Annotated in this window: 22 protein-coding genes and 1 pseudogene; 15 read left to right on the top strand and 8 right to left on the bottom strand. The window is 71.8% G+C overall.

The genetic code is table 11. The annotated features are described in order from the left end of the window. Positions 1-197 precede the first annotated feature (197 nt). Entirely contained in the window at positions 198-1,058 is an 861-nt protein-coding gene (locus RM479_RS13155) for a zinc finger Ran-binding domain-containing protein (RefSeq protein WP_311512008.1), read from the top strand. Between the two features lie 256 nt (positions 1,059-1,314). On the opposite strand, the gene RM479_RS13160 is transcribed toward RM479_RS13155, so the two are convergent. Next, positions 1,315-2,088, bottom strand: coding sequence for a nucleotidyltransferase domain-containing protein (locus tag RM479_RS13160; protein ID WP_311512009.1), 774 nt, complete (start codon positions 2,086-2,088; stop codon positions 1,315-1,317). A 250-nt stretch (positions 2,089-2,338) separates the two neighbouring features. On the opposite strand from RM479_RS13160, the gene RM479_RS13165 reads away from it, so the two are divergent. Both RM479_RS13165 and RM479_RS13170 read left to right on the top strand, forming a co-directional pair. Next, a complete protein-coding gene (locus RM479_RS13165) occupies positions 2,339-3,151 on the top strand; it encodes an SAM-dependent methyltransferase (RefSeq protein WP_311512010.1) in 813 nt (270 codons plus the stop codon). Between the two features lie 152 nt (positions 3,152-3,303). After that, on the top strand, positions 3,304-3,768 hold the full coding sequence (locus tag RM479_RS13170) for an SRPBCC family protein (protein ID WP_311512011.1): 465 nt from the start codon (positions 3,304-3,306) through the stop codon (positions 3,766-3,768). A gap of 97 nt (positions 3,769-3,865) precedes the next feature. Here RM479_RS13170 and RM479_RS13175 read toward each other — a convergent pair whose 3' ends face one another. Further along, complete coding sequence (locus tag RM479_RS13175; protein ID WP_311512012.1) at positions 3,866-6,055, bottom strand: NACHT domain-containing protein; 2,190 nt, start codon at positions 6,053-6,055, stop codon at positions 3,866-3,868. A gap of 346 nt (positions 6,056-6,401) precedes the next feature. Between RM479_RS13175 and RM479_RS13180 the strand changes: the two are divergent. The 3 genes and pseudogenes from RM479_RS13180 to RM479_RS13190 form a co-directional block, all read left to right on the top strand. Further along, a pseudogene (locus tag RM479_RS13180) lies at positions 6,402-6,659 on the top strand (serine hydrolase); the annotation flags it as partial. A 106-nt stretch (positions 6,660-6,765) separates the two neighbouring features. Then, positions 6,766-7,503, top strand: coding sequence for a serine hydrolase domain-containing protein (locus tag RM479_RS13185; protein ID WP_311512086.1), 738 nt, complete (start codon positions 6,766-6,768; stop codon positions 7,501-7,503). After that, entirely contained in the window at positions 7,491-7,706 is a 216-nt protein-coding gene (locus RM479_RS13190; protein ID WP_311512089.1) for a hypothetical protein, read from the top strand. The genes RM479_RS13185 and RM479_RS13190 overlap by 13 nt, the downstream gene beginning before the upstream one ends. Here RM479_RS13190 and RM479_RS13195 read toward each other — a convergent pair. Then, complete coding sequence (locus RM479_RS13195; RefSeq protein ID WP_311512013.1) at positions 7,692-9,947, bottom strand: ATP-binding cassette domain-containing protein; 2,256 nt, start codon at positions 9,945-9,947, stop codon at positions 7,692-7,694. The two genes, RM479_RS13190 and RM479_RS13195, sit on opposite strands and share 15 nt — an antisense overlap. A gap of 62 nt (positions 9,948-10,009) precedes the next feature. Between RM479_RS13195 and RM479_RS13200 the strand changes: the two genes are divergently transcribed. Beyond that, complete coding sequence (locus RM479_RS13200) at positions 10,010-10,975, top strand: helix-turn-helix transcriptional regulator (protein ID WP_311512014.1); 966 nt, start codon at positions 10,010-10,012, stop codon at positions 10,973-10,975. Between the two features lie 69 nt (positions 10,976-11,044). Next, a complete protein-coding gene (locus RM479_RS13205; RefSeq protein ID WP_311512015.1) occupies positions 11,045-12,157 on the top strand; it encodes an NADH:flavin oxidoreductase/NADH oxidase in 1,113 nt (370 codons plus the stop codon). A 30-nt stretch (positions 12,158-12,187) separates the two neighbouring features. On the opposite strand, the gene RM479_RS13210 is transcribed toward RM479_RS13205, so the two are convergent. Next, positions 12,188-13,651, bottom strand: coding sequence for an alanine/glycine:cation symporter family protein (locus RM479_RS13210; RefSeq protein ID WP_311512087.1), 1,464 nt, complete (start codon positions 13,649-13,651; stop codon positions 12,188-12,190). Between the two features lie 332 nt (positions 13,652-13,983). Here RM479_RS13210 and RM479_RS13215 point away from each other — a divergent pair, with 332 nt between their 5' ends. Continuing rightward, the gene (locus tag RM479_RS13215) at positions 13,984-14,106 is read left to right on the top strand and encodes a hypothetical protein (RefSeq protein WP_311512016.1); all 123 of its coding nucleotides are present in this window, start codon (positions 13,984-13,986) and stop codon (positions 14,104-14,106) included. Between the two features lie 519 nt (positions 14,107-14,625). On the opposite strand, the gene RM479_RS13220 is transcribed toward RM479_RS13215, so the two are convergent. The 4 genes from RM479_RS13220 to paaK form a co-directional block, all read right to left on the bottom strand. Then, positions 14,626-15,027 carry a RidA family protein gene (locus RM479_RS13220; RefSeq protein ID WP_311512017.1) on the bottom strand — a complete coding sequence of 134 codons (402 nt, stop codon included), beginning with the start codon at positions 15,025-15,027 and terminating at the stop codon, positions 14,626-14,628. 19 nt (positions 15,028-15,046) lie between these two features. Beyond that, complete coding sequence (locus RM479_RS13225) at positions 15,047-16,288, bottom strand: MFS transporter (RefSeq protein ID WP_311512018.1); 1,242 nt, start codon at positions 16,286-16,288, stop codon at positions 15,047-15,049. 91 nt (positions 16,289-16,379) lie between these two features. Continuing rightward, positions 16,380-16,853 (bottom strand): RrF2 family transcriptional regulator, encoded by a 474-nt coding sequence (locus tag RM479_RS13230; RefSeq protein ID WP_311512019.1) that lies wholly within the window; start codon positions 16,851-16,853, stop codon positions 16,380-16,382. Between the two features lie 243 nt (positions 16,854-17,096). After that, the gene (gene paaK, locus RM479_RS13235) at positions 17,097-18,458 is read right to left on the bottom strand and encodes a phenylacetate--CoA ligase PaaK (protein ID WP_311512020.1); all 1,362 of its coding nucleotides are present in this window, start codon (positions 18,456-18,458) and stop codon (positions 17,097-17,099) included. A 249-nt stretch (positions 18,459-18,707) separates the two neighbouring features. Between paaK and RM479_RS13240 the strand changes: the two genes are divergently transcribed. The 6 genes from RM479_RS13240 to paaB all read left to right on the top strand — a co-directional run bounded on the left by RM479_RS13240 (position 18,708) and on the right by paaB (position 23,876). Then, positions 18,708-19,943 carry a thiolase family protein gene (locus RM479_RS13240; protein WP_311512021.1) on the top strand — a complete coding sequence of 412 codons (1,236 nt, stop codon included), beginning with the start codon at positions 18,708-18,710 and terminating at the stop codon, positions 19,941-19,943. A gap of 11 nt (positions 19,944-19,954) precedes the next feature. Further along, positions 19,955-20,713, top strand: a complete 759-nt coding sequence (locus tag RM479_RS13245) for an enoyl-CoA hydratase/isomerase family protein (RefSeq protein ID WP_311512022.1) — start codon at positions 19,955-19,957, stop codon at positions 20,711-20,713. Continuing rightward, entirely contained in the window at positions 20,710-21,609 is a 900-nt protein-coding gene (locus tag RM479_RS13250) for a 3-hydroxyacyl-CoA dehydrogenase family protein (RefSeq protein WP_311512023.1), read from the top strand. Before RM479_RS13245 ends, RM479_RS13250 begins: the two co-directional genes overlap by 4 nt. A gap of 4 nt (positions 21,610-21,613) precedes the next feature. After that, positions 21,614-22,402 carry an enoyl-CoA hydratase/isomerase family protein gene (locus tag RM479_RS13255; protein ID WP_311512024.1) on the top strand — a complete coding sequence of 263 codons (789 nt, stop codon included), beginning with the start codon at positions 21,614-21,616 and terminating at the stop codon, positions 22,400-22,402. A gap of 152 nt (positions 22,403-22,554) precedes the next feature. Next, entirely contained in the window at positions 22,555-23,547 is a 993-nt protein-coding gene (gene paaA, locus RM479_RS13260; protein ID WP_311512025.1) for a 1,2-phenylacetyl-CoA epoxidase subunit PaaA, read from the top strand. Next, positions 23,544-23,876 carry a 1,2-phenylacetyl-CoA epoxidase subunit PaaB gene (paaB, locus tag RM479_RS13265; RefSeq protein ID WP_311512026.1) on the top strand — a complete coding sequence of 111 codons (333 nt, stop codon included), beginning with the start codon at positions 23,544-23,546 and terminating at the stop codon, positions 23,874-23,876. Before paaA ends, paaB begins: the two co-directional genes overlap by 4 nt. Positions 23,877-23,906: the final 30 nt, after the last annotated feature.

A 23,906-nucleotide genomic window follows, 5' to 3' on the forward strand; every position in this document is an offset into this window, starting at 1 on the left:
GGTTCCCGGGACGGGCGGTAAGAGACGAGGTCACCGGCGGGGGAGGAGGGTGTGGCCGGAAGTGGCGACCGTGGCGGGGGTTTCGTAAGGGTTCCGTGTCCTCTGTGGGGGTACCTCCGAAGCGCGCGGATTCCGTCGTTCCGGCCCGTTCCGGGGGTCTCGCGTCGTACGGTGGGGGCTGATCCGGGGGAGGACCCGTGGCGGAAGGCGATTGGCGGTGCGGGGTCTGCGCCGCCCTCAACGAACCCGTGAGCCGGGCCTGCCTGGTGTGCGACACCGTCCGCACGGTGGTCGCCCAGGAGGAGGGCCCGGCGGACCTGCTGGCCGCCCCGGTGGGGACCGAGGTCTTCCAGGGGTCCGCCGCGCCGCCGACGCTCCCCGACGACCTGCCGTCGGTCCGGGTGATGGAGCCACCCGTCCCCGCGCCGGACCGGCCGGGACGTCGGTCGGGGCGTGTCGGTTCGGGCGGTGCCGTCCCGGGCGGCCACGTCCTGCGGGCGGGGGCCGGCGGGGGAGCGGCGGGCCCGCCCCCGGGAACCCCGACGCCCCCGAACCCCGCCCCTCCCTCCGCCACCACGGCGCCGCTGCCGGTGATCCCCGGCGAACGCCGACGGACGTGGCCGCGTGTGCCGTCCGGGACGGTGCGGGCCCTGGCACTCGGCGCGCTCGGCCTGACCCTCATCGTGCTCTGGTGGGTGCTGCCCGGGGGCGAGGGAGAGGAGGAGGCGTCGACGGGGCCGCCGCCCCAGCGGCCCTGCCCGGACCGGGTGGCCGCGCTCATTCCCGGTTCCGGGGACGGGCCCCTGGTGGAGTCCTATGAGACCGTGCGGCACCGGATCGTCCTGTGCGCCGACGGGACCGGCACCCTGTACTACTTCGGGGAGTTCCTCGACGGCACCGGCGAACCCATGGTGGTGCCCGCCGAGCGTGACGGGGACGGGTACACGGCGCGGGCGGGGGAGACGCGGTACGAGATCGCCGACGGCAGGGTCGTCGTCATCGGAGGTGACGGGGCCGAACTGGCCCGTCACGACCTCATCGAGGTCGACCCGTCGTGAGACGACGGGCGCACCCCGCCGGGGCGCGCCCGAACGTTCGCTAGCGGGTCTTGACCAGCGTGGCGACGATGCCGGCGATCAACATCATCGACAGGCTCACGCACATCAGCACGAAGGCGATGGTTCCGATCACGGTTGGTTCTCCTCACGTTCGCTCTTGCCCGGCACTCGACCGGCGCGCGTACCTCTACGGGGGGTCACCCTATCTCCCCCCTGCCGGGTCGCCGCGCCGGGGCGGGTGCCGCGACCTGCGCGGTCATCCCCGGTCCCAGGCCCGACGGTAGGTGTCCACGAGCCAGCGGTCGGCCCAGTCGGTGTCGGGGTCGGCGGGCAGGTCGGCGGTCTCGCACAGGACGACCAGCCGCTCCTCCAGGTCCCGGGCGCGCTCCAGTGCCTCGGCCCTGGTGTGCTCGCCCCTGCGCAGTTCGCGCAGCCACGTCCGGTCGGGTTCGGGCATGGGCAGGGTGAGCCGACCGGTCTCCAGCAGTTCCACGCCCTGGACGCCCAGCCGCACCATGTGGTAGGCGAACTTGGTGTCGAAACCGTACCGTTCCACGAGTTCGGGCCGGTTGGTGTGCTTGCCGCCGCGCGTCCCCTCCATCCGCTCGCGTTGGGCGCGCAGGTAGCCCAGGAACCGGTGACCGGCCCGACGGGACAGGACGCGGTCGGTCCGGGAGCGCAGGTCGCGGCCGACGTCGGTGATCTCGACGATCTCGTGTTCGGGCACGTACAGCGGGAGCAGCACGGTGGGGTTGCCCTCCAGCGCCAGGCGCATCCACTTGCGCAGCGAGTAGACGGTGAGGTCGAGGTCGCCGGGGCCCGAGCGCACGTGTTCGGGCCGGGTGCGGTGGATGTACTGCTCGAAGGTCCGCAGGCCGACCACGTACTCGGGGGGCTCGACGCACAGGCCCATCTCGTCGCGGTCGTCCTGGTCGGTGACGGTGATGCCGTGCACGCCGGAACCGACCTGGCAGCGCAGCACCGTGCCCTTCTCGGCGATGGCGGCGAATTCCGGTGTCGAGTGCTTCACGGGTGGCTCCCCGGATCGTGGTGGGTCGACCGGCAAACTATCGCTCCCGACGACGGAACGCCCGTGGTTTTCACACGAGGCGCACCGATGCACTCGTCATGTCCGTAACAGTGAGAAAAAGAGGGGAACCTGAATAAAAGTGCGATGAGCGGCGTTCCAGGCTTGCCCCACGGGGCCCGGGAACCGTTTACTGATCGGCGTACCGTGCGCGATCGGCCATCAGTGCCCGATCAGGACAGGAAGTAGGAACGTGTCCCCGGAGACGCCCGAGGGTCGGCCCTCGAAGATCGACACCACCATCCCCCACAACGCCCGCATCTGGAACTACTGGCTGGGCGGCAAGGACAACTACCCGGTGGACCGGGAGATGGGCGAGCAGATCCGCTCGTTCTTCCCCGAGATCGTGGACAACGCGATCGCCGACCGGGCCTTCCTGGTCCGCACCGTCACCCACCTCGTCCGCGAGGAGGGCGTCCGGCAGTTCCTGGACATCGGCACCGGTCTGCCCACCCTCGACAACACCCACGAGGTCGCCCAGTCCCTCGCCCCGGACGCCCGCGTGGTCTACGTCGACAACGACCCGCTGGTGCTGGCGCACGCCCGCGCCCTGCTCACCGGGAGCGAGGAGGGCGTCACCGACTACATCGACGCCGACCTGCGCGATCCGAAGGGCATCCTGGCCGAGGCGGCCAAGACCCTCGACCTGTCCCGGCCGGTCGGTCTCATGCTGCTCGGCGTGGTGAACTTCGTCGAGGACGACGACGAGGTCCGCGCCATCCTCGACACGCTGCTGGGCGGGCTGGCCCCGGGCAGTCACCTGGTCATCTCGCATCCCACCGACGACATCGACCGCGAGCGCGCCCACCAGGTCGCGGCGGCCTGGAACGAGAAGGGAACGCCCAAGCTCACCATCCGCTCGGCGGAGGGCATCGAGGCGCTGTTCGACGGCCTGGAACTGCTGGAGCCCGGGGTGGTCTCCTGCTCGCTGTGGCGTCCGGCCGAGACCGAGATCGGCGAGATCCGCCCGGTCGCCGAGTACGGCGGCGTCGCCCGCAAGAACTAGCCGGTCACGGCGACCGGTCGACGCGCGGCCCCGTCCGATCGGGACGGGGCCACGCCGTGCTCGGCCGAGGGCGCGTCGCGTATCGGCCCCGGGCCGACGGTCACCGCCGTGTGCGAGTCTGATGGGACGTCGAGGGAACGGGGAGGATCGTCATGGACGGGGAACGCGTGGATCGCGGGGAGCGCCGGATGGCCGCCCCCGCCGACGTCGTCCACCGGGCGCTGCTGGACCCGCGCTCCCTGGAACGGTGGCTCCCCCCGGAGGGGATGACCGGCCGCGTGGAGTGCTTCGACCCGCGTCCGGGCGGCGGATACCGGATGACCCTCACCTACCGGGACCCCGGACCCGGCAAGACCGACGCGGGCACCGACGTCGTCGAGGTCGGGTTCGTGGACCTGGTCCCCGAGGAGCGGGTCGTCCAGCGCGTGGTCTTCGAGTCGGACGACCCCGCCTTCGCCGGGACCATGACGATGACCTGGCGGCTGGCCTCCGACGGTGACACCACCCTGGTCACCGTCACCGCCGAGGACGTTCCGCCCGGGATCACCCCGCAGGACCACGCGGCCGGCCTCGCGTCCTCCCTGGCCCAGCTGGCCGTCTTCGTCGAACACGGCTGAACGGTCTCCCCGGGAGCCCGCGATCACCTCCGCCCACTGCGCCCCAGAAGGCGGGGCTGCTACTGCCACGACTGATCTTCTCCGCAAGTTCAGGCCGTTATGGGGCTGCCCGACCCCCGAAGCTGGGCGTCAGGTCGGTTCGGTCATGTCTCGTTCCCGGATAGTGGCCCTGCGAAGCCAGGTGATCGCGGAGGCGTTCGTGGCGGAACTGGTAGACCACACCCACTTGACGGAGCAACCCGGCGCGATGTGCGTCCTCTAGGAATCGTGACAGCCGGAGGGGCATTCTGCGGCTCACCACCAAAGCGGTGAGACCGATGCAGTATCCCAGCCACGGGTTCGGAGCCACGAGGCCGATCATGGCCCCGCCTAGGGCGCCGCTCACCACGCTGAGCCATGTGCTGCTCTCCAACCCCGGGAAGAAGGAGAAGAGCACGTCCACCCCTGACCCGCCCAAGGCGCCGAAGAGCATGCCCAGCCCTAGGTTCCTCAGGAATTTCTGCCGGTAGACGCGCAGGTCAACTTGAGGACTGGGGGCTCGATCCAGGGCGAAATGCGGCTTGGTCCATTGCAAAATGAAGACGGTGGTTCCCGAGGCGATACCGCCCAGCAAACCGAATCCGATGCCACCCAGGAGGGGGTCTCCGGAGCCGAGCATCCCCTGGACGTAGGCCCCCGTCATCACCAGCACGAGAACGACCAACCCGACCCGGCCGATGAATCGTGCTGAGGAGCGCAGAGCCCGCGGGAGTCCTCCTCCGCGCTCTGAATAGGCCGGTTCGGGTCCTTTGCGAAAACCACTGGACAAGAGGGCGCACACACCACCGAGGAAACCCAGCGCCGTTCCCCACAGCCATGGTCGGTCCGATCCCAGAGCGAGCACGGCTCCGACCCAGGCCACACCGCCCAAGCCGATGGAGAAAGCGATTGCCAACACGACGGACACCGCCCACGCGGGCGGTGCGTCCCGAAGCCGTCGCCACTCGTAGTCCGTCAAGTCCTTCTGCCGGAGATAGTCCGCTAGGTAACCGAGCCAGGTTTCGGCCTTCTCCACCGGCCAGTTCCCGAACGAGGATGAAGCCGAGCCTCCCGGGTCGCCCCGCTGTGCCTGTCTGCGAGCGGTGCCCGAGAGCATGGGGACGAGTTGGTCGAGCAGGTGGTGGGTCACGGCCTCCCGCGCGGAGACAGGGCCCTCGCCCTCGTGCTCGATGGCGAGAGAGATGAGGTCTCCGGGGTCGCGTTCGGTTTCCAGGTAAGTCGCTCGCAGGATCCAGAGGTCCACTGGTGTGGCGAGGGCCATGGTGAGCCCGTCGTTCCTGTCGTCGAACCGGCCGAGAACCTCCTGCCAGGCCGGAGGCACCGCACGTGACAAGGGCGCGGTTCCGGGCGGGTTGAGCAGACCGGTGATGTAATCCCGGATGTCCGTGGGGCGGAGTTCTCGGGGCGCGAGCACGGCGGCCGCGCGCAGTTCGGAGGAGTGCCGGGCCGTTCTCATCGCGGCTCTCACCTGTTGGGTCCGGCCGGTCACGATCAGTCGACGATCCGGCGCGTACGAGAGATAGACCTCGAACATCTCGACGATGTCCTTTTGCTTTTGTTCGAAGACCTCGTCCAGGCCGTCGAACACGGGAAGGATTCCTCCTCGTTCGATGAGCGGTGCGATCGGGTCGGTCCCGTATTCTCCGCTCGTCAGCACCGGGTAGAGCCGTTCGAGGTAATGGCGTATCCAGGCCTCGACCCCCGGGTGCCGGGACATGTCCCAGGAAGAAAGGGGCAGGAAGACCGGGACCGGGACCTGCGTGTGTTCTTGCGCTTTCGAGGCCACCTGATGGACGAGCAGCCCGGCCAGGGTCGTCTTCCCCATCCCCGGGCCACCATTGACGATGACCGTGCGCGTTTGACCCTCGGTCACCAACTCCCCGAGCCGGCGGATCCCTTCTTCGTCGAGGGTGATGTCGATCGGTGCGGTTGGAGGGGAACGGAAGATCCACCGGCTGTGGATGACACCTCGGGCGTCAACCCCGCGCAGGGAGAGCTGGGCGCGCCATTCGCTCTGCGCGCTTCGCGCCAGATACGTGCGCACACGCTCGATCTGTTCTTCGGTCGAGGGAGACGTTCTCTGGAACCAGTTCGGCGCTTCCATCATGATGGCGATGATGACCGCTCCCACGAGCAGGGTGAAGAGTGTCCACGTCATGTTGTTCGTTATGAGGTTGACGGTGGCACTGATGATGACGTTGATGACGGCCAGGCCGGTGGTGCGTGCGAGCCGGGGGAACGAGACCATCTTCCGCACCTGTGCCCTTTCCCCTGCACGGATATTGGGGAGAGGCTAGCCGGAATCCGATCGGTCCGTCACGGTGTATGTGATATTCGCTGCTGTGCGCCGGATCGCCCTGTCTCCGGTTGGCCCTGATCCGGGGCCTTCCTGCCACTCTGTTCCCGACCCCTGCGGGCAGTGCACCTAGGGTGGCCGTGGGGCTCGGGCGCGGGCCGTGCGGAGTTCCACCGGCCACGACCGACAGGGGAGTGCCTTGCCTCACGACCCGACCACCCCCCTCGACCCCGACCACTGGACCGCCCGGCTGTCCGATCTCGCGCGGCGTCACGGTGTGCCCGGCGCCCAACTGGGCGTGCTGCGCCCGACCCCCGACGGGGGCGAGGAGACGATCGCGGTCGCTCACGGCGCCCTGGACGCCGGCACCGGCCACCCCGTTGGCACGCGCTCGGCCTTCCAGATCGGATCGATCGCCAAGGTCTGGACGACGACCGTGATCATGGGTCTGGTCGAGGAGGGGCTGCTGACCGTGGACACCCCGATCGCGAAGATCCTGCCCGAGGCGGTCCCGTCCGAGGCCGCGACCACGGCCGGGGTGACCGTGCGCCACCTGCTCGTCCACACGAGCGGGATCGACGGCGACCTGTTCACCGACACCGGCCGGGGCGACGACGCGGCGGTACGTCGCCGCGCTCCCCGAGGCCGCCCGCGTCCACCCCCTGGGCGCCACCTTCTCCTACTGCAACTCCGGTTTCGTGCTGCTCGGCCGGATCGTCGAACGGCTCACCGGGCTGGTCTGGGACGAGGCGATGCGCGAACGCCTCTTCGTCCCCCTGGGGCTGGAGCGCACCGGTACCCTCCCCGAGGACGCGCTGCTGTACGAGGCCGCGATCGGACACGTCACAGGCCTGCCCGAGCCGGTGCGCGCCGCGCGGTGGGGGCTGCACCGCTCGGTGGGACCGGCCGGCGGCGTCACCGCCGACGTCGGGGACGTGCTGCGCTTCGCCGCCGTCCACCTGCGCGGCGGCGTCACCGCCGACGGGACCCGGATCCTCGAAGAGGACACCGTGCGCGCCATGACGGAGTTCCAGGTGAAGGTGCCCGACCCCCACACCCTCGGCGATTCCTGGGGACTGGGCTGGATCCGCCACGGCTGGCACGGGCACCGCCTGATCGGCCACGACGGCAACACCTTCGGCCAGTCCGCCTTCCTGCGCCTGCTGCCCGAGACCGGTACGGCCGTCGTCCTGCTCACCAACGGCGGCCGGCCCCGCGACCTCTACCGGGACCTGTACGGGGAGGTCTTCGACACGCTGGCCGGGGTGCGGATCCAGGACGCGTTGGCGCCGCCCGCCGTCCCGGTGGACGTCGACATCACCCCCACCTGGGCGTGTACGAGAACGCCGCCGAACGCCTGGAGGTCCTCAGGAGCGAGGACGGGCCAGTGCTCCGGGTGACCGCCCTGGGTCCGCTGGCCGCCTTGGAGCCCGAACCCGTCCAGGAACACCCGTTGGTCGCGGTCGGCTCGGGCGTCCACGCGACCCGCCCCGCGGACGCGCTGACCTGGACCCCGGTGACCTTCTACCGCCTGGACACGGGACGGGAGTACGTCCACCGCAACGGGCGGGCACCGCCCCGGGCGGGCTCACTCGCCGTGTAGCGCGTCGGCGGTGGCGGTGCCGCGCAGACCCGCGGGCGGGCCCTGGTAGAGGATCCGTCCGCCGCGCGCGCCGGGTCCGGGGCCCAGGTCGATGATGTGGTCCGCGTGCCGCATGACGTCCACGTCGTGCTCGATCACGACCACCGTGTGCCCCCGTTCGACGAGCCGGTCCAGGACGTCGAGCAGGACGGCGACGTCGCGCGGGTGCAGGCCCGTGGTGGGCTCGTCCAGCACGTACGTCGCCGGTTCGGGGGCCTCCCGCAGTTCCCGGGCGATCTTGAGGCGCTGGCACTCACCGCCCGACAGGCTCGTGAGGGGGCGGCCCAGGCGCAGGTGGCCCAGGCCGACCCGGTCGAGCCGGCGCAGCGCCGCGCGGATCCGGTCGTCGGGCAGCCGTCCGATCGCCTCGGTGACCGTCAGGTCGTCGATGTCGGCGATGGACGCCCCGCCGACCCGGTGGCGGAGCACCTCCTCCGTGAAGCGGCGGCCGTCGCAGACCGGGCACACGGTCTCCCGGCTCTCCAGGAACGCCAGGTCCGTGCGGACCGTGCCCAGCCCGCGGCACTCGGGGCAGGCCCCGTCGGAGTTGGCGCTGAACCGGCCGGCGGGCAGTCCGCTGTGCGCGGCGAACAGGGCGCGCAGCGGGGCGGCGACGCCGGTGTAGGTGAGGGGCGTGGAACGCCGGTTGACGGTGACGGGCCGCTGGTCGATCACGACCGCCCCGTGGCCGGCGATGAGCTCCGCCGCCAGGCTGGACTTGCCCGACCCGGCGACGCCGGTGAGCACCGTGAGCACCCCGAGGGGCACGTCCACGGTGAGGTTCCTCAGGTTGTTGCGGCTGGCGTCGCGCACCGTGAGGGCCCCGGCGGCCGGTCGCGGCTCCGCGCGTGCCGGTGTCCGCGCCGCGAGGGCGATGGCGGTCGCGGTGCCCGACGCCCGCAGCGCCTCGAACGCGCCCTGGTGGACGACCCGACCCCCGTCGGCGCCGGCGCCCGGCCCGATCTCGACGAGTTCGTCGGCAACGGCCATGACGGCCGGGTCGTGCTCGACGACCAGCACGGTGTTCCCCCGATCGCGCAACCGCGCCAGCAGCCCGGTCATCGACGCGACGTCGCTCGGGTGCAGACCGACGGAGGGCTCGTCGAACACGTAGATCATCTCCACGAGGTCGCCGCCCAGGTGCTTGACGGTCTTGACCCGCTGCGACTCCCCGCCGGACAGGCTCGTGGTGGCCCGCCCCGGGTGCAGGTACCCCAGGCCGATCTCCACCATGGTCCGCAGCCGTTCCCCGAGTTCGGCCACGACGGGCGCGACGGCGGGGTCGTCCACCTCCGCGACCAGGGCGGCGAGGTCGGCGATCTCCGTACGGGCCAGTTCCCCGAGGGCGGACCCCAGGACGGTGGCGGTACGGGCCGCCTCGTTCAGCCGGTCGCCGCGACACTCCGGGCAGACCCCGGAGCGGGTGAACCGCGCCGTGGTCTCCCTCTTGCGGTCGGACGTCTCGCCGGCGGCGCGCAGGTGGATCCGCTCGAAGCGCTCCACGACCCCCTCGTACTCCCTGGCGGGCCGGCCACCCAGCCGCGCCGCGTGCTCACCGCCGTACAGCAGGGCCCGGCGTTCGTCCTCCGTCCACTCCCGCAGCGGGGTGTCGGCGGTGAAGGAACCGACGTCGGCGTAGCGTGCGTACCAGTGCCGGCCGTCGCCGAACCCCGGGACGCGGATCGCCCCCCGGGCGAGGGACAGGTCGAGGTCGAGGAACCGGTCGACCGCGCTCACCACGACCTCGCCCAGCCCGGAGCAGGTGGGGCACATCCCGGCGGGGTCGTTGAACGAGAACCGGGACGCCTCGCCCACGTGCGGCGTGCCGATCCGGGAGAACAGCAGCCGCAGGTACGTCCAGATCCCGGTGACGGTCCCGACGGTGGAGCGGGCGTTACCGCCCAGCCGCCGCTGGTCGACGACGACCACGGGGGACAGCCCCTCGATCCGGTCCGCGTCGGGCCGGGTCCACGCGGGAAGCCGGCCCCGGGCGAACGGCGGGAAGGTCTCGTTGAGCCGGTGCCCGGCCTCGGCCGCGATGGTGGCGAACACCAGCGACGACTTGCCCGACCCCGACACCCCCGCGAACACCACCAGGCGTCCGCGGGGCACGTCGAGGTCGATCGACCTCAGGTTGTTGGTCCGCACGCCGCGCAGGCGGATCACCGGATCGTCCCTCGTCTCCATGACGGTCGTCTCCATGGCGGCGAGGCTAGAACCGGATGTGGCCGGAAAACGACCGCGATCTCGGCGAGACTGGACCCATGGCGGACGTCACCGGGCGCATCCTCGCCCTGCTCACCACCCTCCAGTCCGGGCGTTCCTTCACCGGGGAGGAACTGGCCGCGCGGCTCGACATCAGTCCCCGGACCCTGCGCCGCGACGTCGAACGCCTGCGCGGCTACGGCTATCCGGTGAGCACCCGCCCTGGGCCCGGCGGCCACTACCGGTTGGTGGCGGGCGCCGCCATGCCGCCGCTGGTGTTCGACGACGACGAGGCCGTCGCCACCCTCCTGGGGCTGGCCGCCCTCGCCGTCGGAGGCGACGCCGAGGGCGGGAGCGTGGAGGAGGCCGCGACCCGCGCCTACGGCAAGGTCGACCAGTACCTGCCCGCCCGGCTGCGGCACCGCGTCGCCCGGCTCCGCGAGAGCCTGGAGAGCACCGCCGTGCCCGGTCCGGCCACCGCGGCCCGGGACCTGTCGACCCTCGCCGACGCCGTCCGGCGTCGACGGATCGTCGCCTTCGACTACCGGGGTCGTACGGGGGAGGTCTCCTCTCGACGGGTCGAGCCGCACCGCCAGATCCACCACCGACGACGGTGGTACCTGCTGGCCTGGGACGTCGACAAGGAGGACTGGCGACTGTTCCGGACGGACCGCGTCACCGACCTGCGGGTGACGCACGGGGTGCACGGGCCGCGACCGCTGCCCGCCGACACCGCCGCGGACTACCTGCGGCGAGGGCTGGACCGCGACCGCACCCGGGTCGTCCTCACCGTGGACGCGCCCTCGGCGGCGGTGGCGGACGCCTTCGCCGAGCACGACGCCGAGTTCGAGGCCCTCGACGACGCCCGGACCCGCGTCGCGGTGATGACCGACACCTGGGAGTGGCTGTTGCCGCCCCTGGCGTTCCTGGCCGCCGGGGTCACCGTCCACGAACCCGACGCGATCCGTGAGGCCCTGCGCGGGTTCGGCGCGCGCCTGCGCGGGGGCGACGCGATGGTCCGATGAACACCGTAGTACGATGTTCGTCGTACCAAAGTCCGCCGGACTCCCCCCACCGAGGAGCGAAGAGCCGCCGTGAGCTCCCTGTTCACCCCGCTGACCCTGCGGTCACTGACCATCCCCAACCGCGTGTGGATGGCCCCGATGTGCATGTACTCGGCCGCCGACCAGGGCCCCGAGGCCGGTGTGCCCACCGACTTCCACCTCGCCCACCTGGCCTCCCGCGCCGCCGGCGGAACCGGCCTGGTCATGGCGGAGGCCACCGCCGTGCGGCCCGAGGGCCGGATCAGCCCCGCGGACCTGGGCCTGTGGAACTCCGCCCAGCAGGCCGCCTTCACCCGCGTCACCTCCGTCATCGCCGACCACGGCGCGGTCCCCGCCGTCCAGCTCGCCCACGCCGGCCGCAAGGCCTCCGTCGACCGCCCCTGGAACGGCCACCGCTCCGTCCCCGGGAACGAGGGCGGCTGGACCCCCGTCGCCCCCAGCGCCGAGGCCTTCCCTCCCCTGCCCGTGCCCCACGAGCTCACCGTCGACGAGATCGAGCGGCTGATCGCCGACTTCGCGGCCTCCGCCGAACGCGCCCTGGCCGCGGGCTTCCGCGTGGTGGAGGTGCACGGTGCCCACGGCTACCTCCTCAACTCGTTCCTGTCCCCGGTCGGCAACCACCGCACCGACGCCTACGGGGGGAGCTTCGAGAACCGACTCCGCCTCCCGCTCGCCGTCGTCGACGCGGTGCGCGCGGTCTGGCCCGAGGACCTGCCGGTGTTCTTCCGGGTCTCGGCCACCGACTGGCTCACGGAGAACACCGAGGATCCCCGCGAAGGGTGGACCGGCGAGGACACCGTCCGCCTGGCCAAGGAACTCCAGGCCCGGGGCGTGGACCTGCTCGACGTCTCCACCGGGGGCATGGCGCCCAAGGCGCGCATCCCGGTCGCGCCGGGCCACCAGGTGCCCTTCGCCGAACGGGTGCGCGCCGAGACCGGCATGCCCACCGGAGCGGTCGGCCTCATCACCGAACCGGCCCAGGCCGAGGAGATCGTCGCCTCCGGCCGCGCCGACGCCGTCCTGCTCGGCCGTCAACTCCTGCGCGAGCCCTACTGGGCCAACAGGGCCGCCGCCGAACTCGGCGCCACGCCCCGCTGGCCCGAGCAGTACGGCTACGCCATCACCCCGCGCGCCGGGAGGTAGCGGACGCGGTGGGAGGGCGGGAGGAGGAGGTCAGACACCGGCCTCCTCCTTCCGCTCCGGGGCCGGGTCCGGGGCCCAGCACCGGACGTTGGGCAGCTCCGGCAGCCGGTCGGCGGTGAACACCGGGTCCAACCCCTGCCCGCGCTGCTCCGTGTAGTCCTTGAGGAGCTTGAGCGCGACGCCCGCCAGCGGCACGATCGCCGCCAGGTTGAGCAGGGCCATGAACCCCATGGTGGTGTCGGACAGCGTCCACACCAGCTGGATCGAGCCGATGGAGCCCAGGAAGGTCGCCACCAGGAAGACCCACTTGTAGGCGGTCAGCAGCCTCTCGCTCGGGTTGAGGAAGCCGATGTTGGACTCCCCGTAGTAGTAGTTGCCCAGCACCGAGCTGAAGGCCAGCAGGAAGATGATGACCGTCAGCGCGTGCACCGCCCAGGCGCCGAGGTTGGCGCCCAGCGCGTCCTGGGTCATCGTGGCGCCCAGATTCTCACCGTAGGAGGGGTTGGAGAGCAGGATGATGAAGGCGGTGACCGAGCAGACGACCAGGGTGTCGAAGTAGACGCCCAGCGTCTGCACCAGCCCCTGCTTCACCGGGTGGCTGACGCTGGCGGTGGCCCCGGCGTTGGGGGCCGAACCCAGTCCCGCCTCGTTGGAGAACATCCCGCGCCGCACGCCCTGGATGATCGCGGTGCCCAGGCCGGCGGCGGCGATCTCGCGCAGACCGAACGCGTGCGCGAACATGAGCGAGACGACGCCGGGGATCTGCTCGATGTTCATGAGCACGACGGTGATGCCCAGCAGCAGGTAGGCCAGCGCCATGAACGGGACCAGCAGCTGCGCGACGTGGGCGATGCGCCGGATGCCGCCGAAGATGACGCCCGCGGTCAGCGCCACCAGTGCGACGCCGACGGCGGCGGGCAGCCACGGCATGGCGTCGGTGTCGGCCCCCAGTTCGGACGCGGAGCCGACGAGGGTGCTGGAGATCGTGTTCGCCTGCACGGCGTTGAAGACGAAGCCGAAGGTCACCGTGATGGTGATCGCGAAGACCACGCCCAGCCAGCGCTTGCCCAGTCCGTACTGCATGTAGTAGGCCGGGCCGCCCCGGAAGCCGTCCTTGTAGGGCACCTTCCACAGCTGCGCCAGCGTGGACTCCACGAAGCTGGCGGCGCCGACGAGGAGCGCCATGAGCCACATCCACACCACGGCGCCGGGGCCGCCCAGGGAGATCGCGGTGGCCACGCCCGCGACGTTTCCGGTCCCCACCCGGGCCGCGGCGGACACCGCGAACGCCTGGAAGGAGGAGATGGACCGCCTGTTCCCGTCGTCCGCGTGCCCCGAGCCGGCCAACGCACCGAACATGGCGGGGAGGAGCCGGAACTGCACCAGCCCCAGCCGGACGGTGAAGTAGAGGCTCGCGGCGACCAGCACCACGATGACCAGGGGCCAGAAGAGTTCGTTGTTGAAGACGCCGATGGCGTCGGTCAACCCTTGCATGAGAGGGGAGCTCACCGTTTCCACAGAGGATGGGGGATGTCCGTACGGAGGCCCTTACTCGCCCGATTCGTCCGGATTAAACACGGTGCGTCCGTTCGGAGTTCTTCCGTCATGGAATCGTTGCCGACGAGCGGTGCGGAGCCCCCCGGGGGCCTCGCGAGCGCCGCCGGCCCCGCCCGCCCGGTGCCCCTCGCCCCGGCGCGCGCCGCCCGCTCAAGAGAGAGTCCCGGCCCCGCCCGGCGGTGGCCCCTGGAAAACCCGGAGGACACGTGAACTGAATCTCCCCGGGTGTGATGGAGGCTCTGGCATGTACCGGCAACACACCCCGGGTGATGGCCTCCCCCCGCAGCACCGCGATCGGGCTGCTCCGAGTGGTCGGGTTCGACAACCTCACCGAGGCCAACCGCCACATGATCCGCGACGAGATCCGTCCTCTCGGACTCCTACAGACCTGACTTCGCCGGGACCCCGGGTGCTCAGAGATCCCGTGCGGAGTGGGCAGGTGAGCCTGGTCAGGTTCTGGCCGCAGTCGACCACGGCCGGGAACTCGCTCCAGGAGACCTCGACCTCGTGATCGAGCGGACCGAGCGGACACAGTGAGGCGGCGAGCATCGCGCTCCGTTCCGCCGCCTCCCGCTCGACGCCCGAAGTGCGAATCCGCTGGACAACGCCTTGTGGGCCGAATCGCCCCACCCCGGGGATGCGTTCGGCGCGAGAACCTGGCAGGCTTCCACCACGGTGTGACCGGGTGGGAAGCGCAGCCTCGCGGGGCCAACGACACCCACCCGGCGCACGGTCACCGCCTCGCGGGGCGATGACGAGGCCCTCACCTCCCCGGTCGAGCCGACGAGTGAACGCTCGGAGGCCGTAAGGCCGACGCCACGGGGACCACGCCCCGCCCCACACCCCCGCACGACGGCGGCCGGAAGGACATGGCGGGCCTGTGCCGCGCCCCTCCGGCCGGCCTCCTTCCCTCAGCCCCGGTCGCGAACGGCGATCGCGTCGACCTCGAAGAGCATCCCCGGCAGGGCCAGGGCGGCGACGCCGAGCAGGGACTGCGTGGGCGGCCGAGCGCCCCAGGTCCGCTCGACGCGCGCGGTGAGCACCCCGAGCCGGTCGAGGTCGAGCCCCACGACGTAGGTGCGCAACTGGACGACGTCCCGCGGGCCGACCCCGCCGGCGGCCAGGGCGGTCTCCAGGTTCTCGAAGGAACGCTCCACCTGTCGGGCGAAGTCGTCGGGGGAGACGACCCCGCCGTCGGCGTCGGAGGCGTACTGGCCGGCGACGAACACGAATCCCTCGGTGCTCGCCAGATGGCTGTAGCCGAACCCGACGGGGTCGTGCAGGGTGGCCGGGTTGATGACGGTGTGGCTCATGGTTGTCTTCCTTCTTCTTTCATTCTCGATGTCGAGGTCGGCCGCGCGGCGGTGACGTTCGGGGGAGCGCCGGGCCACGGACGGTCAGCAGGAGCAGCGCCGCCGCGAGGAGGATCCCGGCGAGGGCGAGCACCCCGGTCGGATTCGTCAGGGTCAGGGCCAGCCCTCCGAGCAGGGCACCGAGGGCGATGGCGGCGTTGAAGGCCGCGACGAACAGGGAGGTGGCGGGTTCGGCGGCCTGCGGGGCGACGGTGAGCATCCACGTCTGGAGGCCGACCGAGACGCCCCCGTAGGCCAATCCCCACAGGCCGACCACCAGGAGGGCCGCCCACGGGGTGTGGCCGACCAGGGCGAACACGAGCATCGTCAGCGCGAGCGTCGCCGTGATGGTCCACAGCGCCCCGCGCACATGATCGGCGCCGAGCATCCCCGCCATGAAGTTGCCTACCAGACCGGCCGCCCCGAACAGCAGGAGCGCTCCGCCGACCGCCGTGGCGGTCATGCCGGCCTCCTCGTGCAGCAGGGGGCGGACGAAGGTGTAGGCGGTGAAGTGCCCGGCCACCAGGAGCAGGGTCAGGATCACGCCGAGCCGGACCCCACCGTCGCGGCCGAGCAGCAGTCCCCCCAGGTCGGCCTGCCGCAACGACCGTTCGACGGGCAGGGACGGCACGGCGGCGAGCACCCCGGCCAGAGCGATGAGCCCGAGCAGGCCGGCCGCCCCGAAGGGGAGGCGCCACCCGTGCGCCTCGGCGAGCAGCGTGCCGAGCGGCACCCCGACCACCGAGGCGGCGGCGACCCCGCTGAAGATGACCGCCGTGGCCCTGCCGACGTGGCGCGCCGGGACCAGGCGCGGCGCCAGACCTCCGGCGACGGCCCAGAAACCACCGATCGCCGCGCCGATCGCCACCCGTGCGGCGAGTACGGCCGTGAGGCTCGGGCCGACGGCGGTGACGACGTTCCCCGCGATCAGCAGCGCCAAGAGACCCGCCAGGACGAGACGCCGGTCGAGGCGGCCGATGACGGTCGCGGTGAGCGGCGCGGACACCGCCGCGACGATGCCGGGGACGGTGACCGTCAGGCCCGCGCGGGCCTCCTCGACCCCGAGGTCCCGGGCCATCGGGGTGAGCAGGCCGACGGGCAGCAGCTCGGTCGTCATGAGGGCGAAGATGCCCAGGGTGAGGGCGCCGACGGCGCACCACCCACGTGTCCCGCCCGGTGCGGTCCGGGCCGGCACCGGGGGAGAGGACGGTTCCGGGCTCATCGGGACCTCCTGTCAAGGAGTTCCCGGATATTTGATATCGATGATATGTCCATGCCAAGGTCTCCTGTGGGGGAGTGGATCGGGGAAGGTCCTACCGGAGTCGCTCGCGGGTGGCCTCCGGGGCCGTCGGGTCCCGCTGTTCCACGGTGCGGCGGACGTCGGCGATCGTCTGCTCGGCCAGCGCCGTGCGCCAGGCGAGTTCGGCCTTGCGCATGGCCTGGGAGATCGTGCAGGTGCGCCGGTAGTCGACGTCCGGGCGTCCGCCCGGCCCGTCCTTGAGGATCTGGCGGCAGCGGAAGGCGTCCTCCGGGCCCTCGATCGCGGTGACGACGTCCAGCAGGGTGATCGAGGCGGGGTCGCGTCCGAGTCGGAAGCCGCCGCGCGGTCCCGTCGTGGAGATGAGGATGCCGGCCCGGGCCAGGGCCTGGAGGTGCTTGCTCAGGTAGGCCGTCGGCAGTGAGAAGACCTCCGCGAGCCGCGCGGCGGGCACGGCGTCACCGGGGTCGGTCCAGGAGAGGTTGACGCAGGTGTGCAGCGCCCACTCGACCCCTTCGCTCATCTTCATGATCCCGGATGTTATATGTCCTGAATGGGTCGTGGCAACACGCCGTGCGCCCGTCTCCTCGGCCCGTACGCCCCTCCCGCCCTGTCGGTGGTCTTGGACCACGCGCCCTTGTGGAGTCCGACGGGCCCGGCACCCGGCGCACGGTCCCACCCCGCGCACGGCGACGGCCCCGTCCCCACCCGCCGTGGCCGCCCGCCGCGGCACGGGTGGGAGCGGGGCCGACACGGGCCCCTCTCCGGGGTCCTACTCCTTGGGGCGGTCGTCGATGACGCGGCGGAACTTGCCCACCGACCGCTCGATCCGCTCCGGGTCCACCACGTCCACCGTCACGCTCACCCCGACCCGGTCCTTCACCGTCGCGGTGATCTCCCGGGCCAGCGCCTCGCGCCGGTCGGCCGTGCAGTCCGGCGCCGCCTCGATCCGCACCGTCATGCGGTCCAGGCGCCCCTCCTTGGTGAGCACCAGCTGGAAGTGCGGCGCCAGCCCGTCCAGGCCCAGCACGATCTCCTCGATCTGGGTCGGGAACACGTTCACCCCGCGCAGGATGATCATGTCGTCGCTGCGACCCGTCACCTTGTCCATCCGCCGCATCGGCCGGGCGGTGCCCGGGCGCAGCGTGGTCAGGTCGCGGGTGCGGTAGCGGATGACGGGCATGGCCTGCTTGGTGAGCGAGGTGAAGACCAGTTCGCCCTCCTCGCCGTCGGGCAGCACCTCGTGGGTGATCGGGTCGAGCACCTCGGGGTAGAAGTGGTCCTCCCAGACGTGCAGGCCGTCCTTGGTCTCCACGCACTCGTTGGCCACGCCCGGACCCATGACCTCCGAGAGCCCGTAGATGTCCACGGCGTGGATGTCGAAGCGCTCCTCGATCTCGGTGCGCATCTTCTCGGTCCACGGTTCGGCGCCGAAGACGCCGATCTTCAGGGACGTGGTGCGCGGGTCGATGCCCTGGCGCTCGAACTCGTCCATGAGCGTCAGCATGTAGCTGGGCGTCACCATGATGATCTCGGGCTCGAAGTCCTGGATCAGCTGGACCTGTTTGGCCGTCTGCCCGCCCGAGGCCGGGATGACCGTGCAGCCGAGCTTCTCGGCGCCGTAGTGGGCGCCCAGGCCGCCGGTGAACAGCCCGTAGCCGTAGGACACGTGCACCTTGTGCCCCGGGCGGCCACCGGCCGCGCGGATGGAGCGGGCCACCACGGTCGCCCAGGTGTCGATGTCCTCGCGGGTGTACCCCACCACGGTGGGCTTGCCGGTGGTTCCGCTGGAGGCGTGGACGCGCGCCACCCTCTCCTGGGGGACCGCGAACATGCCGAACGGGTAGTTGTCGCGCAGGTCGGTCTTGGTGGTGTGGGGAAAGTGCCGCAGGTCCGCGAGTTCCCTCAGATCCTCGGGGCGCACGCCGGCCTCGTCGAACCTGCGCTTGTACAGGGGCACGTTGGTGTAGGCGTGCTCCAGGGTCCACCGCAGCCGGTCGAGCTGGAGGGCCCGCAGCTCGTCGACACCCATGCGCTCGGCCGGATCCAGGGTCTCGGGGGCGGGGCCCTCTCCGAGACGGGGGGTGCTACCGGTGACACCGGTCGACCGCCGGATGGTGTCGTGGCTCGCCATATGAGACTCTCCGTGTGCGAGTGCGCGGTGGGGCCGCCGGGCCGACGCCCGGGAGGGTGATGCGGTGGGTGCGCCGCGCGTTCGAGGTGGGGGTCGGCCCGCTGTGGGGTGGGTCGACTTGCTTACTGACCGAACGTTCGGTTACTAATGCATTAAGTCAGTCTCCGAGATCCGTGTCAAGGAGACCTGTCGGTCAGTTCACTGTCGACGGTGGCGCAGGCCACCGTCAACCATCATGGGAGGCCGTTCGTGAGCGACGTCTATGTGGTCGACGGGGTCCGCACCCCGCAGGGTCGGTACGGCGGCGCCCTCGCCGCGGTCCGCCCCGACGATCTGGCCGCCGTCGTCATCGCCGAGGCGGTCCGCCGCGCCGGGGTCCCCGGGGACGCCGTCGACGAGGTGATCCTGGGCGCCGCCAACCAGGCCGGTGAGGACAACCGCAACGTCGCCCGCATGGCCGCCCTCCTGGCCGGGCTGGACCCGCGCGTCCCCGGCTACACCGTCAACCGCCTGTGCGCCAGCGGCCTGACCGCCGTCTCCTCCGCGGCCCAGGCCATCCGTGCCGGTGAGGCCGACGTCGTCGTGGCCGGCGGCGTGGAGTCCATGACCCGCGCCCCCTGGGTGATGGCCAAGCCCGGCACCCCCTGGGCCAAGCCCGGCGAGGTCGCCGACACCTCCCTGGGCTGGCGCTTCACCAACCCGCGCTTCGCCGCCCACGACGCCGACGTCCCCGCCGACGCCTCCCCGGACGACCTGCGCTACACCCTGTCCATGGGGGAGACCGCCGAGGAGGTCGCCGTCCTGGAGGGCATCACCCGCGAGGAGTGCGACGCCTTCGCGCTGGGCAGCCACGCCAGGGCGATCGCCGCCGCCGAGGCCGGCCACTTCGACCGCGAGATCGTCCCCGTGACGGTGACCGGCCGCAAGGGCGCCACGCACGAGGTCACCGTCGACGAGGGCCCCCGCCCCGACACCGACGCGGCCACCCTCGCCGGGCTGCGCCCGGTGTTCCGCAAGGGCGGCATCGTCACCGCCGGTAACTCCTCCTCCCTGTCCGACGGCGCCTCCGCCCTGGTCCTGGCCTCCGCCGAGGCCGTCGAGCGCCACGGCCTCACCCCGCGCGCCCGCGTCGTGGCCTCCGCCTCGGCCGGTGTGCCCCCGCAGATCATGGGCCTGGGCCCGGTCCCCGCCACCGAGAAGGTGCTGGCCCGCGCCGGCTGGACCCTGGACGAGGTCGGCTCCGTCGAACTCAACGAGGCCTTCGCCGCCCAGTCCCTGGGCGTCATGCGACGACTCAAGCTCGACGCCGCGCGCGTCAACGCCGACGGCGGCGCCATCGCCCTGGGCCACCCGCTGGGCAGCTCCGGCGCCCGCATCCTCGTCACCCTCGTCAACCGCATGGAGCGCGAGGGCAGTGACCGCGGCCTGGCCACCCTGTGCGTGGGCGTGGGCCAGGGCGCCGCCCTCCTGGTCGAGCGGGTCTGAGGGGGCGCACCGTGACCGGACACGAGGAGAAGAACGACTTCACGACCCTGCGCGCGGAGTGGCACGAGGACCGCGTCGTGGTGGAGCTGCACCGCCCCGAGGCCCGCAACGCCATCAACGGGGCCATGATCGCCGAGCTGCACGAGGTGTGCGCGCGAATCGAGGCCGACCCCCGGCCGCTGCTGCTCACCGGCCACGGCACCGTGTTCGCGGGCGGCGCCGACATCTCCGAGCTGCGTGAACGCGGCCGTGAGCAGGCGTTGGCAGGCGTCAACAGCCGCCTGTTCGAGCGCCTGCACCGCCTCCGGGTCCCCACCGTTGCGGCCGTGGACGGCTGGGCGCTGGGCGGCGGCGCCGAACTCTCCTACGCCTGCGACATCCGCATCGCCACCCCCACCGCCGTGTTCGCCCAGCCCGAGCCGGGTCTGGGCATCATCGCCGGGGCCGGCGCCTGCTGGCGGCTCAGGGAGTTGGTGGGCGTCTCGGTCGCCAAGCAGGTGCTGCTGGGCGGCTACCGCCTGGACGCCGAGGCGGCGCTGCGCCACGGCCTGGTCGCCGAGATCGTCCCCTCCGAGGAGTTGCGCGCGAGCGCCCACGCCCTCATCGACCGGATGGCCGCCTCCTCGGCCATGGCCCTGCGCATGACCAAGATGGTGGTGGACGCCGACGGGCCCCACCCGCTGGCCGACGACCTGACCCAGGCGGTGCTGTTCGAGACCGCCGACAAACACGACCGGATGACCCGGTTCCTGGAGAGGAAGAAGCGTTGAGCACCACCTCCGCCGTTCCCGGCGGCGCGGCCGACACCGCCGTTCCCGCGCTCGTCGCCGTCATCGGCGGCGGCACCATGGGCGCCGGGATCGTCCAGCAGTTCCTCACCACGGGCGCCTCGGTGACCCTGGTCGAGGCCACCACCGAGGCCGCCGAGGCGGGTCGCGGCCGGGTCGCGGCCGGTCTGGCCGCCTCCCGCGAGCGCGGCAAGATCGACGGTGGGCCCGACGCGTACCTGGCCCGGCTGGCCACCGTCACCGACGCCGCCGACATCCCCGCCGGCACCGGTCTGGTCGTCGAGGCCGTGCCCGAGAGGCCCGAGCTGAAGATCGCCGTCCTCACCGCCGCCGAGGCGGCCGTGGGGGAGGAGACCGTGCTGGCCTCCAACACCAGCTCGCTCTCGGTCACCGAACTGGCCGCCGCGCTCAAGCATCCGCGCCGCTTCCTGGGCACCCACTTCTTCAACCCGGTGCCCGCCTCCAAGCTCGTGGAGATCGTCACCGCCCCCGACACCGACCCCGCCGTCACCGAGGCGGTGCGCGGCTGGGTCGGCGCCCTGGGCAAGACCGAGATCGTGGTCCGCGACGCCCCCGGGTTCGCGACCAGCCGCCTCGGCGTCATGCTCGGCCTGGAGGCCATCCGCATGGTCGAGGAGGAGGTCGCCTCCCCGGCCGACATCGACACCGCCATGGAACTGGGCTACCGCCACCCCATGGGACCGCTCAGGCTCACCGACCTGGTCGGCCTCGACGTGCGCCTGGCCATCGCCGAGTACCTGGCCGCCGAGTTGGGAGACCGGTTCGCCCCGCCGGAGCTGCTGCGGCGTATGGTCGCGGAGGGGAGGCTCGGCAAGAAGACCGGACAGGGCTTCCACACCTGGAACAAGGGAGAGTAGGGCGTTGAGCGAACAGAGGGCGGCGGAGTTCTCCGAGTCCGACGGGGTGGCCGTGGTGCGGCTGAACCGTCCCGCGCTGACCCGGGAGGTGAAGGAGGAGCTGCTGGCCGCGCTGCGCGAGGCCGCCGCCTCCACCACCGCCCGCGCGGTGCTGCTGCTGGGGTCGGACAAGGCGTTCTGCGTCGGCCAGGACCTGGCCGAGCACGCGCGCATCCTTCGGGAGGGGACCGGCCAGGCCCTGAACACCGTGCGCGAGCACTACAACCCGATCGTGCTGACCCTGGAGTCGATCCAGGTGCCGGTGGTGGTCGGCGTCGGCGGTGCCTGTGTGGGCGCCGGGATGGGCTTCGCCCTGGCCGGGGACGTCCGGGTGGCGGCCCGCAAGGCCAAGTTCGGCACCGCGTTCACCGGCATCGGCCTGGCCTCGGACTCCGGGCTGGCCCACCGCCTGGTGACCTCGCTGGGGCAGGCGCGCGCCATGGAGCTCATGCTGCTGGGCACCGTGTTCGGCGCCGACCGGGCCCTGGAGCTGGGCCTGGTCACCGAGGTCGTCGACGACGACGCCTGGGAGAAGCGCGCCCGCGAGTTGGCGGCGGTCCTGGCGAGCGGTCCCACCAGCGCGTTCGTCGCCGCCAAGCGCGAGGTGCGCGCTGCGGCCGAGGGCGGCCGTCCCCTCCCCGAACTGCTGGAGGAGGAGGCCGACCTCCAGAACCAGCTCGGGCTCACCGCCGACCACGTGGGGGCGGTCGACGCCTTCCTGGACAAGCGCACGCCCACCTTCACCGGTCACTGACCCGCGGCGGGCCGGCGCCGCCCGGTCCGTCCACGGCGGGTCGGCGGTGTCCGACCTGCCGTGATCTCCGCCCGCCCGGACTTGACCCGGGCGGGCGGATCCGTGGATACTAATTACTGACCGAACGTTCGGTTATGAATGGGGAGCGAGCAATGACCGTGACGCAGGAGGCCCGACCCGGTGCCGACGACGCGTTCCAGGCCGATTTCGACGCCAAGATCGCCGCCGATCAGCGCATCGAACCGCGCGACTGGATGCCCGAGGCCTACCGCAGGACCCTCGTGCGCCAGGTCTCCCAGCACGCCCACTCGGAGATCATCGGCATGCAGCCCGAAGGCGACTGGATCGCCTCCGCGCCCAGCCTGCGTCGCAAGGCCATCCTCCTGGCCAAGGTCCAGGACGAGGCGGGCCACGGCCTGTACCTGTACGCCGCCGCCGAGACCCTCGGAGTGGACCGCTCCGACCTCACCACGCGGCTCATCGAGGGCCGCCAGAAGTACTCCTCGATCTTCAACTACCCGTCGCTGAACTTCGCCGACGTCGGCGTCATCGGCTGGCTGGTCGACGGCGCCGCCATCTGTAACCAGGTCCCCCTGTGCCGCAGCTCCTTCGGTCCCTACGCCCGCGCCATGGTCCGCATCTGCAAGGAGGAGTCCTTCCACCAGCGGCAGGGCTACGAACTGCTCATGCGCATGATGGAGGGCACCGAGGGCCAGCGGCGGATGGTCCAGGACGCCGTCGACCGCTGGTGGTGGCCGTCCCTGATGATGTTCGGCCCGCCCGACGCCGACTCGCCCAACACCGCCCAGTCCATGGCCTGGCGCATCAAGCGCGACACCAACGACGACCTGCGCCAGAAGTTCGTCGACATGAGCGTGCCCCAGGCCGAGAAGCTCGGCGTCACCCTCCCCGACCCCGAACTGGCCTGGAACGACGAGCGCGGCCACTACGACTTCGGCGAGCCCGACTGGGTCGAGTTCAAGCAGGTCGTCTCCGGCGCCGGCCCCAAGAACGCCGAGCGCATCGCCCGCCGCCGGGCCGCCCACGAGAAGGGCGCCTGGGTGCGCGAGGCCGCCACCGCCTACGCCGCCAAGCAGGCCGCCAGGGCCCGCACCACCACGAACCTCCAGGAGGCCTCGGCATGAGCAACGACACCACCGCCACCACCGGGGGGACCGACTCCGGCGCCGCCCGCCCCGAATGGCCCCTGTACGAGGTGTTCGTCCGCGGCAAGCGCGGACTCAACCACGTCCACGTGGGCTCCCTGCACGCACCCGACGACACCATGGCGCTGCACAACGCCCGCAACCTCTACACCCGCCGCAACGAGGGCGTCAGCATCTGGGTGGTCCGGGCCGAGCACGTCACCGCGTCCAGCCCCGACGAGAAGGACCCGTTCTTCGCGCCCAGCGGAGACAAGGTCTACCGCCACCCGACCTTCTACCCCATCCCCGAGGACGTCCCGCACATCTAGGCGACGGACCGGGACGACGAGGCTTCGAGG

The sequence above is a fragment of the Nocardiopsis lambiniae genome (assembly GCF_031845465.1).
Lineage (GTDB): Bacteria > Actinomycetota > Actinomycetes > Streptosporangiales > Streptosporangiaceae > Nocardiopsis > Nocardiopsis lambiniae.